This is a genomic window from Natronincola peptidivorans (assembly GCF_900111615.1).
Classification (GTDB): domain Bacteria; phylum Bacillota; class Clostridia; order Peptostreptococcales; family Natronincolaceae; genus Natronincola_A; species Natronincola_A peptidivorans.
In genome coordinates, this window is sequence record NZ_FOHU01000004.1 from 95,198 (window position 1) to 107,736 (window position 12,539).

Genomic DNA, 12,539 nt, shown 5'->3' on the forward strand with positions numbered 1-12,539 from the left:
ATAGGCTATTTATTATTGATTATAATATTATTTTCTAATTTATAAGGTAACTGTTTGATCTTCCTTCTTTGCTCTCATTATTTGAAAAGCAAATATAACACCTGTTAAGGAAATGCCTAGTACATTGGTTAGCATGCCTGGGTTTACCAATAATACTCCTCCAACAGCCAGAATCAGTCTCTCCCAAGCCTTTGCATTGGTCTTAAGATATCCACTTACTGCTCCAGCTATAGCATACATACCGATTAATGCGGTGGCTAAAGCCATGATTACTTCAATAACATTTGTGTCTACTAACACCAATTGAGGACTAGTAGCAAAAATGTATGGTACTAGGTAGGCAGCAAAAGCTAGCTTTGAAGCCTGCACACCAGTTTTAAATGGATTGGAGCCTGCGATTCCTGAACCAGCAAAAGCTGCTAAAGCAACAGGAGGTGTGATATCTGCAACAATACCAAAGTAGAATACGAATAAATGAGCTGCTATTACAGGTATTCCCAACTCTACCAATACTGGTGCTGCAATGGTGGCCTGAACAATATAATTTGCTGTTGTTGGCATACCCATACCCAGTATAATAGAAGCAAACATGGTAAATAACATTGCTAGATAAACATTCCCACCAGACAATATTAAAATCCCTGTGGAAAACTTAACACCAAGACCTGTAAGGGTAACAATCCCTACAATAATCCCAGCAGTAGCACAAGCCATAGCAACTGGTAAGGCTGAACGTGCTCCTTCTTCTAATCCCTCTAAGATATTCTTAAAACTCAATCTGGTATCCTTCCTAATATAGGATACAGCAATAGCACTAAATATCGCAAATAGTGCTGCCCTCATGGGAGTCCTTCCCTGGACAAGTAATACTACAATTACTGCAATAGGTAAGGCTAAGAACCATTTTTCTTTTATCAATTTAAAAGGGTTAGGCAATTCGCTACGTTTCAATCCTCTTAACCCTTGCTTTTTAGCTTCTAAATGAATCATGATAAAAATCCCGGTAAAATATAAGAATGCCGGTATAGCTGCTGATAATGCAATAGTAATATAAGGTAAGCCTGTAAACTCTGTCATAATAAAGGCGGCGGCCCCCATAATTGGCGGCATTAATTGTCCACCGGTTGATGCAGATGCTTCTACTGCTGCTGCAAACTCACTTCGATAACCAATACTCTTCATCAAAGGAATAGTAACAGAACCTGTTCCAACAGTGTTAGCAACAGAGCTTCCTGATATGGTTCCTTGACTTGCACTAGCAATAACCGCTGCCTTAGCAGGACCTCCAGTGGCTCCACCTGCAACCCCCATCGCTAAATCCGTTAGCCAATCTCCTATTCCTGTTTTTTTCAAGAAGGTAGCAAATACCAGGAATAAGAAAATAAAGGTTGAGGATACCCCTACTGGAATACCTAAAATTGATTCTGTTGACATCCACATATAAGTGGCAATTCTAGGAATTGCATAACCTCTATGGGATAAGAATCCTGGGAAGTTAGATCCTAAAAAAGCGTATATTAAGAAAAATGAAGCTACTGATACTAAAACTGGGCCGGCAACTCTCCTGGTTGCTTCAATAACTAATAATACAGCTATAATAGATATCGTTACATCCATAGTTGTGTAGGCCCCAGCTCTGTGGATGATAGGCTGATAATAAACAAGGTGATATCCAGCCACAACTACAGATAAAGCTGCACATATATAGTCATACCAAGCAATCTTATTGCTTCTGTTGGACTTCCTCATAGGGTAAAGTATATAGACTAATAGTAGTGCAAATCCCACGTGTTGTCCCCTTTGTATAGTTGTAGGGAACACCCCGAAGGCAGCTGTATATAACTGAATAAGTGCCCATGTAATGGCTAGAACAGTAACAACTTTTGATAGTATTCCCTTTAGATCCCTATAAGCAAACTCCCTATCATATTTTGCCATAAGCTCTGCTTGTTTGGACTCATCAATCTCTGGAGTCAAATTTACTTGATTTTTAGCCACAGTTTAACCTCCTTATATAGATATTCTATAAGGGGAATTTTACCTGCTCCAATGGTGACAAAACCCCCTGGTCTGCTGATGTTTTTAAGCTCTACTTCGTTTTCTTTATAAATAAAAGTATGATTAGCAATCACTTCCCCTATTCTAACTGGCACTTCATCGAAGATAATGCTATAGTTATATACTCTGAAGGTACCATTTTTGATCTCCCACTTTGTTCCTCCTTCAGGCCCGGAGGGAAGATTCGGTCCAGGTTCATTGAAAATCATTTCATATATACCAATGGTTAAATCATCGTTTATGATATAGGTTTCAATAACTGGCTGTTTACTGACAGAATGTATCCAATGGATACTAAATCTATCCTGTTCTTTTGCCAAGGTTTGATATAAGAGGCTACCCTCACTGATCCCATCTACTATATAAATGCTAGTAACTGGGTAAAGTAGAAGTAAGGAGACTAGTATTATGATGGTGTATGCCCAATACTTTTTCTTCATGATTTCCTGCCCCAATCATTTCTTGCCCTAAAATTGAGCCGGGCATAGATATGCTCGGCTCATATTTGTTTTGCTAATATCTATCTTTACATCATACCTTGCTCTTCAAGATACTTAATAGCTCCAGGATGGAACTCAGTTGTAACTCCATTAAGAGCATTTTCTAATAAAATTTGAGATCCTGTTGCATGAGATCTTGCGATATCGTCATTTTTCTCATACATGATTTTTGCTAGATTATAAACAACATCTTCATCCATATCATCTCTTACATATAGCACTGCTTGAAGTGCGATAGTGTGGATGTCTGGATAATCGGTTCCTCTATAGTTATATGTTCCTGCAGGAATTACCCAAGGTGCAACTAATGGGAATTCTGCTTGTAATGCTTCTAATTCAGCTCCCTGAATCTCTAAGAAAGCAACTTCTCTTGTTGTTAATAGATCAACAATCGCTGCTCCTGGTGCTGCAATTACGTTCCAAGCAGCATCTAAATGTCCATCCTTCATTTTATCAACAGCATCACCAAAGGTATCATTAACAACTGTCATATCTCCATCGCCTAATCCATAAGCTGCAAAGATATGTGGTGTTGTAGCAGCAGTACCGCTTCCTGGAGGTCCACCAGCTACAGTTTTACCTACTTGATCTTGAATTGTTAAAACACCTGCATCTACTAATCCAACACCTTGGATAATCTCTGGGTATACAACCCCTACTGCTTTAAACCCTTGAACTTCTTGCCCATCAAAAGAACCTACACCATTCCATGCATCTTCAGCTATATTATTCATAGCCATTACGATGTCTGCATCTCTTGAATCAAGAAGTCTTAAGTTCTCAACAGAAGCTCCTGAAGGCTGGATGGTAACATTAATACCTTCAATGTTTTCATTCCATACACTAGCTATAGCTCCACCTAGTGGATAATAAGTACCTGCGGTTCCTCCAGTAGCAAACAACAATTCTTGTGTTCCTCCACCAGCAGTTTCGCCACCGCCGCCACAGCCTACTAAAACTAAGCTTACAATCAATACTAGTGCTACTGTAAGTAACATACCTTTCTTTTTCATAATATCCCCCTTATATTTTTATTTTAAAGGATTATATACTTTAAAACAAATAAAGCATACTCCCCTTTAACATAACAAGCTGATTTTGTTTCGATAATCCCTTTTGCATTTGTTATTACTATTTTTGATGTCTATCAATAAATCATGTTTTTCGTTCTTTATAGGTTTAAACCCATAAGTATAACTATTCTATATTTTTTTGATAATTCCTTCTTTATTGATTATTTAAAATATTTTTCTACTTATTCTGACATATATATTCTCATTAAATAGCTAAATTAATAGTTGTTCTTCTTTAAATACTTATAAAATTATTTAATTGTTTTATTATTTCTAATAATTATTATATTATCTTTTTTCACATTTTTAAAGGGGAAATTTTCCCTTTAAAAACACACTTTAGTATTTTCAATGGTTATAATCTTCATTTTTTTCATAAAATATCATTATCCAATATTTTTATGTAATATTTTCAGCGTAATTTCATTATACTATTAATGCTATCCAAAAAAAAGGAGGGATTCACTATATGAAAATTCATGAAGGATTGATCCCAACTGTTTTAGGAACCGCCGTTACTGCAACTGGTACCCTGATGCAAAGAAAAAAAATTCAACCAATGGTATCAGCAGGTATAATAGGTTTTGGATTAGCACATGTTGTTTTAGGAGCCATTGATCTTATAGAACATCGAGATGAACACTAATACCCTTGCTTCAAAATAGAGAAGAACTTTGGTTCTTCTCTATGTCTATTTTTTATAATATTCTGTTCCCATGTTCCATAATTTTTTTGTAAATATTTCTTCTTCTTCTACATCTTCTTTCATAAAAGATAAAATACTTTCGATATCTCCTGACATTTTATCCCCTTGGTGAAGGATTTGTGCTTCTACAGTTTTAGGCAAAACTGGAGATCCAAACTCTAGACTTCCATGATGGCCTAGTATACCATTTAATACTACCAGCTTGTCTTCTTGAGGAAAATTTTTGATTTTGTTCATTTTATTCAGGGTATGATGTGCCCCCATAAAAATATGTCCTATCATTGTTCCTTCCTCAGTAAACCCCATATCAGGCAATGCTTTATATTCCATCATCTTGCCCCAATCATGTAGTAGCGTCATTACAATTAATCGGTCCATCTGAAGCTGAGAAAGCTTTTTTGTGATTGCTACATTATTAACAAATTTTAGTACCTCCAAGGTATGATGCAAAAGCCCTCGATAAAAATTATGATGCACCTTTCTAGCTGCTGGATAAGTGGTAAATTTCTCATAGTATTCTTCAGAAAAAATCATCTCTTTAATTAATTCCTTCAAATGACTTGTTTCAATTTTGCTATAGAAATATTGTAAGCCCTTTTCCATACTTTCTAATTCCCAAGGACTGGTGGGAATAAAATCCTCCAAAGAAAAAGCTCCATCACTTGCTCTTTCAATACTTTTTATGGTAAGCTGCAGTTGTCCTGAGTACTCTCCTACTAATGCTTGTATTTTTACGATTTCATTATCCTTAAAGTTTTGCATTTTCTTTTCATTTTCATCATAATCCCAAAGCTTGGCCTCCAGAACCTTTGAAGCATCTTGAATAACTAAATCCCCATATTTTTTATCTGTTTTGGTGGTTTTTACTTTTACAGCTGATAATAAGACTACTGCTTCAATTGTTTCATTTAAGTGTTTTTTCGATAGATCCTTCAATTGACTTATCTGCATATTACTCCTCCTCCACTAGTTATTCTATATCCTATAAATTCTACTTTGTATTACCATTTCCTTCCCAAAGTGATTTCATTTTTACTTTCCTTCTCCAATAGATTTTAGAACTTCCTATTTATCATTATAGACTAAGTGAAATATAATCATAATAGCAGTTTTACACCCTATAATTTTGTTCACAAAAAATACATTTTAAGACTTGCAAAAGCCTGTTTAAAGCGTCTCTAACGGGGGTAAACATGTTATGGGAATATGGATTTATTAAAAATTTCTAAAACAAAAATAAAAAAGATACTAGGAGGAGATTATTATGAACCCAATGACAGCAACTAATTTAAAATCTGCATTTGGTGGAGAAAGCATGGCGCATGCTAGATATATCCAGTGGGGTGAGGCAGCCAAGAAGGAAGGTTTCCCAAATGTTGCTAACCTTTTTAAGGCAGTTGCTTATGCAGAGCTCATCCATGCCGGGAATCATTTCAGAGAGTTAAGAAAAGAAGTTGGAGCGGCATCTGTAACCTCTGGCGCTGAATTCGGTATGACCAATACTTCTGAAAACCTTGCAGGAGCCATAGAGGGTGAAAACTACGAGGTAGCCCAAATGTATCCAGCCTTTATATCAGTAGCAGATATGCAGTCAGAAAAAGGAAGCATACGTTCCTTCCAATTTGCTTTAGAGGCAGAAAAAACCCATGCTGCATTATTTACTGCTGCTAAAGAAGCAGTAGATGGCGGGACAGATTATGCAGAAGCTATTGTTCATGTATGCGATATTTGTGGTTATACTTTAGTAGGAGAGTTGCAGGATGATTGTCCTGTATGCAAAGCAAAAACCAGTATGTTTACTAGCTTTGAAACTGAAGCTGCCTGTTGTGCAAGCTGCAAATAAGAGGCTATAGCTTTTAATTTTCCTTAAGGCATTAGAAGCTCAATCAACTTTTTAAAGACTAAAAGAAGAACTAGAAACCCAGCCATCATTACCTATATTGATACGTAAAGATGCTGGGTTTTTCTTGTTAAATTATTCATTGCATTAGGAATCTTTCTTCTTCCGTTTTTTTCTAAACTGTATCACTGCTACCAATAGGATTCCAATTTCATATAACACCAGAAGAGGTGCTGCAATCATCAACTGAGAAATGATATCTGGCGGTGTGATAATAGCTGCGCCTATGGCAATAGCTACCACAACATACTTTCTAATCCTTCTTAACAGGGGGGCTGTTACAATATTCATCGTGCCCAGTATTAGAAAAAAAAGGGGCAGCTGAAAAACCAATCCAAATGTAAGTAGAAATTGAGTAACAAATGAGATGTATTGGGTGATGGTGAACATTGGAATTACATCCTGTGAAGCAAATTGCAGAAAAAAAGTTATAGCAAATGGAAATGCAATAGTATATGCGAAGGCTATTCCTACACTGAACATCACCAGCATTCCAAAAACAATAGGAATAAGAAGCTTCTTTTCACTCTTGTAAAGTGCCGGCATAATAAAAGCGAGAAACTGATAAATCAGAATGGGCATGGCCAATATTATGCCAGCCAGAATTGCCAGCCGAATGTTAGCCATCAGTGCTTCTGGCGGTGAAATATAAATCAGTTCCAGCGACCCAGCAGGTCGTATTAAAAGATACCTGATTTCCTCCACAAACATGAAACTAATGACAGAGGTCAACAACAAAGCGACTAAACAAATAATCAATCGCTTTCTTAATTCTTCTAAATGATGAATCACACTCATTACATTGATTTCCTTCTCCAAAGTACCACCCTATTCTCATTATTCTTTCAAATCTTTTTTTGATTCGCTTTTATACTCTTCAACACTTTTCTTTAAAGATCTACCTACCAAACCAAATCGGCTGGGACCAAAGATCAACAAAATTACACCTGCTATCAATAGAATTTCTATGAATCCAAATTTCATCATCTACACCTTCTTTCGATTCAATCTTCAGGACTTTTTGTCTGCAGATGTTTCCTCGTTATTAACACTGTTGGTAATATCATTTGTAGCCTGTTTGAATTCTCGAATTCCTTTACCTAAGGATTTTCCTATTTCGGGAAGTTTAGACGGCCCAAAAATAAGTAATACTAATCCAAAAACTATAAGAATTTCTTGAAATCCTATTCTACCCATAGATGCCACCTCTCTTTCTTATTAAGGTATATTTTTTCTTTTTCAACTTTCTTACACTGAAGCTACTTTTCACTTGTTTATTTTGAATTCCTCATGTTTTCATATTAAATTATATAATAAAACAATTAAAATATCGGCAACATATAAGATGAAGGAAAAGAATAATCGGGGGGGGGGGGAAAGCCTTATACCCTTTCCCTTCATCTGGAGCATCTTTTTTATATTTACTATATTTGATTACTTACAACAGCTCTTTTTTTCACAGTGAGTTTTTCAATCACTGGAACTATAGGATTCATAATTAATATGGAGAATGCAACGCCACCAGTAGTAGGTAGTGCATATCTAAATATGCAGATCAGCACACCGATACAAATTCCATGAAGTATTTTTCCACGTAGATTGTCTGGGCAAGTAACCCAATCGGTAGCCATAAATATAGCACCTAACAGCACACCGCCGCTTAAGACGCTGTAGATTGGATCTATCCCAAAAAGCATTGATCCTAAAAAGACTGTAGAGATAATGGATACAGGCATCCTCCACTCAATCTGCCTTTGATACAGTAGGTATACCCCTCCAAGAATCAAAGCCAAAGCGGAAGCTTCACCAAAGGATCCACCAGGGAATGCTAATAACAAGCTGCCATAGCCAGGCATTTGTACACCCTGATGAATCATGGTTAAAGGTGTTGCCTGTGTAATCACATCGATTTCTGCAAGCAGGTGCGGCTGATTTACCCTAAAGGTACTGCCAAAAATCATAGTGACTACATATCCAAACAAAGCAGGGTTAAAGCGATTCCAGCCTAGCCCTCCCATTAATTCTTTTGCTAATCCCACTCCAATTACTGCAGCGATAGCAGCACGCCATGCCGTAGCCGAGGAGGGTAATACTAAAGCGATTAACATACCTGTTACTACTGCACTCAAATCAACTATTCTATTCTTTTTACCTAACAGCATCCTTACTACAGTTTCCGTAGCTAGAGAAGCGGCAACTGCTGCTGCTAGAACAATTGCAAAGTTTATACCATAGAAATAAAGAGAAACAAGACAAACCGGGATCATAGCTATAATCACATCTAACATACTATCTTTGATAGTAATATTTGCTTTTAGCCTTTTCCGGGGAGAAAAAACTCTCATTAATCTTCCTCCTTCCAATTTTAAAATTATCTAAAATACTTTTAATTCATCCTTTGTTTGTTTTATCATACTAGAGATAGGTCTATTGGATGGACAGACAAAAGCACAAATGCTGCAGCCTATACAATCCTCTACATTATACCCTCTACTTTCACTTAATTGCTTTGTTTCTGCAAATATGCTTAGCTTGTTAGGATATAGCTCCATTGGACAGTTTTCTACACATCGTCCACAGTGAACACAATCATCATAATTTTCCAGCTTCGAGAGTTTTGTCTCTTCTGCTAGAATTAGAACACCCTGGATACTATCAGTAATGAACTCCTCTAAAGATGCCTCCCTTAATTGTCCGTCCCTTTTACTTAGATAGATTTTAACCCCTTGGCTCTCAATTTGGTTGAGATCCACGCCAGCTTCCATTAATACTGACTTTAAAGATACTCCCAGTCTTACTCTATAGTTTCTAGGGTCCTTCACCAGTAAGCCATCTACTGTAATTACCGTATCAATATTGGGGACACCAGCAGTTATACGATTGTAGATTTTTACAACAGTTTCAACATCTGTAATCATACAGGCTTCAATGGATTTTCCTGAAGCAAAGATTTTTTGAATCAGCATTGATTCTTTGCTTTGGGGATATTTATCTGCTACAGTAACCACTTCTATTATCTCGTCGTTCTGTACCTTTTCCGACAATAGATTAATCACCGTAGGATCATTTGCACATGCAGCAATTACACATCTTTCTAGCTTGAATGCTTTTAACAATACCTTTATTCCCTTCAGCAGCTGGTTGATGTTTTCCAAGGCCAGTCGATGATCTTTGGTAACCAGATTATTTGTCCCTGCTAAATTGATAACAAGAGTATCTTTATGGTTAGCTTCCCATTCTATTCCCTTTTCAAATAAAGGTGTATTGACTCTTGTGTTACTAATGGCAGGAAGATGTGATATACCTATACCTGCTATTTTTTCCCTTAGCTCATTAACAGAAAGTTCTTCAATTTTTACTTCTTGAGAATCAGTAGAAATCCCATCTGCTTTTTCAACACTGTCTACTGCAGCAGAAACTTCCTTTAGCATAGCCTCCTGAAGCTTTCCAGGAACAATAATGATGCTTTCAGCGTTTTTTGTTCTACTATCATTTTGTTCTTTGATTTTTATTACTTTTCCTACAACCCCTGAATAGATATGGCGTCCATAGAAGCCATTAGCCTCAGCAATTTTTTGTCCTACTGATACTTCTTCCCCTTCTATAACTACTGGACGGGCAAATTTACCATCACCCTGCTTTAGTGGAAACACTAATTGGTCAGAGAGTCCAGCTTCTTTTATCGCTTTATGCAGGGTGCTATTTTGTATCCTCTCTGTATATTCAGTATGAAGCAGATCATGGGACATTTTCCCTAATGGTTCTCCTAAGAACTCTTTATACAGTTCTTGTACAGCAGGATTTTCATGGGACTTTCGCAACGGTAGGTTTTTATCTACTTCATAGATGGCATCCATTCTAGCCTGTCTTTTCTCCTTAGTTGCTGGCAGTGGTTGACCTCCTCCTCCGATACAACCCCCAGGACAAGACATAACTTCCACAAAGTGATAAAAAGCATCGCCATTTTTTATCATTTCTAATAGTTTTCTAGCATTGGATAGTCCATGGCACACAGCTACTTTTACTTCCAGCTCTCCTACCTGTAAGGTAGCTTCTTTTATACCCTCATAACCTCTCACCTGTTGAAATTCTATTCCTCCTAATTCCTTGCCTGTGATCACTTCTACTGCAGTACGAAGAGCAGCCTCCATAACTCCACCTGTGGTTCCAAAAATTGCTGCAGCACCTGTAGAGACCCCGAGAGGATTATCAAACTCTTGCTCCTCCAAGCCTTTAAAGTCGATGTTAGCCTTTTTCACCATTCGAGCAAATTCTCTTGTAGTTAATACTGCATCTACATCTTGAATACCTGATTGACTCATTTCAGGACGACTAGCTTCAAACTTTTTAGCTGTACATGGCATCAGTGAAACTGAGAAAATATCTTTAGGGTCAATGCCAGCTTTTTTAGCATAATAAGATTTTGCTAATGCTCCAAACATTTGTTGTGGAGACTTGCAGGTAGATAAATTATCTAAATATTCCGGGTAATTATACTCCATAAACTTAATCCAGCCTGGACTACAGGAGGTAAACATAGGTAAGTTTTCCCCTTTGCCCACTCTATCTATAAATTCATGACCCTCTTCTAGGATTGTCAGGTCAGCAGTAAAGTTAGTATCAAAAACCTTATTAAAACCTAGGTTTTTCAAACTAGCTACCATTTGCCCTGTACTTACTCCACCAGGAGCAATACCAAACTCCTCTCCAATAGACACTCTAATAGCAGGTGCAGTCTGAGCAACTACATGTTTATTAGGATCTTTTAGCGCTTCCCATACTCTTTCCTCGTGACTTTTTTCTGTCAACGCTCCTGTAGGGCAAACCGTAACACATTGACCACACTCTACACATGCGGTATCCTTCAACTGTCTTTCATATTGAGGTGATACTTCGTCAGAAAATGGTGGCGTGACTTGATTAGGAAATCCATCATATTTAAAGCTTAAAATATCTGCTGTTTGAGTTTCGCTGCACACTCTTACACAACGACCACACAGGATACATTTTTGAGGATCTCTATTAATCCCTTCACTGCTGATATCCATTTTTTCTACCAAGCGTTTTACACTAGTAGAGGTAATATGATCCAAACCAAATTCTTTAGCTAGTGTCATAAGCTCACATTTTTTTTGCCGCAGACAGTGGTCACAATCAATTAGATGATTCTCTAATATGGATTCTAAGATATTCCTTCTAGCCTGCTTAATCTTTTTGTTGGATGAAATTATTCTCATTCCATCAGTGACTGGTTCAGCACAGCTAGGTATCATTTTATCTGTTGCTACATCCTTTACCATACAAATCCGACAACCACCGCTTTTTTGCACTTCTGGAGGAAAAATGTCCTTATGATGACATAGGGTGGGTATTTCTATCCCGGCTTTTTTAGCAGCTTCCAAAATGGTAGTGCCCTTGGGAGTGCTAATTTGTTTACCATCTATTGTTATAGTTAGCAACTTTATTCCCCTCCCTTATTTTGTTTATTCTTATTTTGTAAGTTCTTCACTTTCCGGGTGTGCAGAGCATTAAATGCCAATGCAGCTCCACCTGCCGCTAATACTAAAGGCTTAAATGGTATACCCTTCCAAATTTGAAGACTTATTGGAATTTTAGGATTGCGAGGCAAATTATATTTTTCAGGCTCATCTGTTAAAACCGTTAACACCTTCAGCCCATTTAATTCATAGTCACCGTAAAGATAGGCATTAGTATAACCCTGACTTTTAAGCTCGCTAACTCTCTTTTTGCCTAATTGCAACATTTCTCCTCTAGTACCAAATTTAACTGCTCTAGTGGTACACGCTTCAGCACAGAAGGGTTCCTGATCTTTTTTAATCCTACCAGAGCATAATGTGCATTTTTCAATGGTACCGTTTGCACGATCAGGTTGAACAGCATTAAATGGACAATTGTTAACACACCAATTACATGTAATACAGAGGCTTGAATTTATCATCGTCAGGCCATTTTCATCCTTCTGACATGCTCCAGTGGGACAAGCCTTTACACATGCGGCATCAGTGCAGTGAAAACATGCTCTTTTATCAAAATAATCTTTCACCTCAGGATATGCCCCAAAAGATAGCCTGTTGATTTTTGTTCTAAATACACCGTGCGGTAACTTATAAAGTTGTTTACAAACAACGGTGCATGCATTACATCCAGTACATAATGACTCATCAACTAACATCGCTGTATTTTCATAAGACATGAGCTTTACTGCCCCCTTTCATTTTTCTTTAAAACCCTTAACAAATCTGATTAGCATTACTGGTAAATCGTTTTCCTATAGCATGAAA

Annotated in this window: 12 protein-coding genes; 2 read left to right on the forward strand and 10 right to left on the reverse strand. The window is 37.2% G+C overall.

The annotated features are described in order from the left end of the window. Positions 1-39: 39 nt before the first annotated feature. From BMX10_RS06345 to BMX10_RS06355, 3 genes are all read right to left on the reverse strand, one after another. On the reverse strand, positions 40-1,998 hold the full coding sequence (locus BMX10_RS06345) for a TRAP transporter permease (protein WP_244272654.1): 1,959 nt from the start codon (positions 1,996-1,998) through the stop codon (positions 40-42). Continuing rightward, on the reverse strand, positions 1,980-2,498 hold the full coding sequence (locus BMX10_RS06350) for a DUF1850 domain-containing protein (RefSeq protein ID WP_090441106.1): 519 nt from the start codon (positions 2,496-2,498) through the stop codon (positions 1,980-1,982). The genes BMX10_RS06345 and BMX10_RS06350 overlap by 19 nt, the downstream gene beginning before the upstream one ends. A gap of 86 nt (positions 2,499-2,584) precedes the next feature. Next, the gene (locus tag BMX10_RS06355) at positions 2,585-3,571 is read right to left on the reverse strand and encodes a TAXI family TRAP transporter solute-binding subunit (RefSeq protein ID WP_090441108.1); all 987 of its coding nucleotides are present in this window, start codon (positions 3,569-3,571) and stop codon (positions 2,585-2,587) included. A gap of 529 nt (positions 3,572-4,100) precedes the next feature. Here BMX10_RS06355 and BMX10_RS06360 point away from each other — a divergent pair. After that, positions 4,101-4,277, forward strand: coding sequence for an asparagine synthase (locus BMX10_RS06360; protein ID WP_090441110.1), 177 nt, complete (start codon positions 4,101-4,103; stop codon positions 4,275-4,277). 45 nt (positions 4,278-4,322) lie between these two features. Here the strand turns inward: BMX10_RS06360 and BMX10_RS06365 are convergent, their stop codons facing one another. Further along, positions 4,323-5,288: a 3'-5' exoribonuclease YhaM family protein gene (locus tag BMX10_RS06365; RefSeq protein WP_090441113.1), complete on the reverse strand. Its 966-nt coding sequence runs from the start codon at positions 5,286-5,288 to the stop codon at positions 4,323-4,325. Positions 5,289-5,601: 313 nt separating this feature from the next. Between BMX10_RS06365 and BMX10_RS06370 the strand changes: the two genes are divergently transcribed. Continuing rightward, a complete protein-coding gene (locus BMX10_RS06370; RefSeq protein WP_090441114.1) occupies positions 5,602-6,180 on the forward strand; it encodes a rubrerythrin family protein in 579 nt (192 codons plus the stop codon). Between the two features lie 144 nt (positions 6,181-6,324). On the opposite strand, the gene tatC is transcribed toward BMX10_RS06370, so the two are convergent. From tatC to BMX10_RS06400, 6 genes are all read right to left on the reverse strand, one after another. Next, entirely contained in the window at positions 6,325-7,056 is a 732-nt protein-coding gene (gene tatC / locus BMX10_RS06375) for a twin-arginine translocase subunit TatC (protein WP_090441117.1), read from the reverse strand. 18 nt (positions 7,057-7,074) lie between these two features. Next, on the reverse strand, positions 7,075-7,221 hold the full coding sequence (locus tag BMX10_RS06380) for a twin-arginine translocase TatA/TatE family subunit (RefSeq protein ID WP_208976116.1): 147 nt from the start codon (positions 7,219-7,221) through the stop codon (positions 7,075-7,077). Positions 7,222-7,248: 27 nt separating this feature from the next. Beyond that, entirely contained in the window at positions 7,249-7,434 is a 186-nt protein-coding gene (locus BMX10_RS06385; RefSeq protein WP_090441122.1) for a Sec-independent protein translocase subunit TatA/TatB, read from the reverse strand. Between the two features lie 227 nt (positions 7,435-7,661). Further along, positions 7,662-8,582, reverse strand: coding sequence for an RnfABCDGE type electron transport complex subunit D (locus BMX10_RS06390; protein WP_090441125.1), 921 nt, complete (start codon positions 8,580-8,582; stop codon positions 7,662-7,664). 30 nt (positions 8,583-8,612) lie between these two features. Continuing rightward, positions 8,613-11,696 (reverse strand): NADH-dependent [FeFe] hydrogenase, group A6, encoded by a 3,084-nt coding sequence (locus BMX10_RS18530; protein ID WP_090441128.1) that lies wholly within the window; start codon positions 11,694-11,696, stop codon positions 8,613-8,615. A gap of 2 nt (positions 11,697-11,698) precedes the next feature. Further along, positions 11,699-12,451 (reverse strand): 4Fe-4S dicluster domain-containing protein, encoded by a 753-nt coding sequence (locus tag BMX10_RS06400; RefSeq protein WP_090441130.1) that lies wholly within the window; start codon positions 12,449-12,451, stop codon positions 11,699-11,701. Positions 12,452-12,539: the final 88 nt, after the last annotated feature.

What these genes read in the sequence shown, in the direction of transcription:
- BMX10_RS06365 (WP_090441113.1), bottom strand. Translation starts at nt 5,288, where the DNA reads ATGCAGATAAGTCAATTGAAGGATCTATCGAAAAAACACTTAAATGAA.
- BMX10_RS06355 (WP_090441108.1), bottom strand. Translation starts at nt 3,571, where the DNA reads ATGAAAAAGAAAGGTATGTTACTTACAGTAGCACTAGTATTGATTGTA.
- BMX10_RS06350 (WP_090441106.1), bottom strand. Translation starts at nt 2,498, where the DNA reads ATGAAGAAAAAGTATTGGGCATACACCATCATAATACTAGTCTCCTTA.
- BMX10_RS06360 (WP_090441110.1), top strand. Translation starts at nt 4,101, where the DNA reads ATGAAAATTCATGAAGGATTGATCCCAACTGTTTTAGGAACCGCCGTT.
- BMX10_RS06390 (WP_090441125.1), bottom strand. Translation starts at nt 8,582, where the DNA reads ATGAGAGTTTTTTCTCCCCGGAAAAGGCTAAAAGCAAATATTACTATC.
- BMX10_RS06385 (WP_090441122.1), bottom strand. Translation starts at nt 7,434, where the DNA reads ATGGGTAGAATAGGATTTCAAGAAATTCTTATAGTTTTTGGATTAGTA.
- BMX10_RS06380 (WP_208976116.1), bottom strand. Translation starts at nt 7,221, where the DNA reads ATGAAATTTGGATTCATAGAAATTCTATTGATAGCAGGTGTAATTTTG.
- BMX10_RS06400 (WP_090441130.1), bottom strand. Translation starts at nt 12,451, where the DNA reads ATGTCTTATGAAAATACAGCGATGTTAGTTGATGAGTCATTATGTACT.
- BMX10_RS06370 (WP_090441114.1), top strand. Translation starts at nt 5,602, where the DNA reads ATGAACCCAATGACAGCAACTAATTTAAAATCTGCATTTGGTGGAGAA.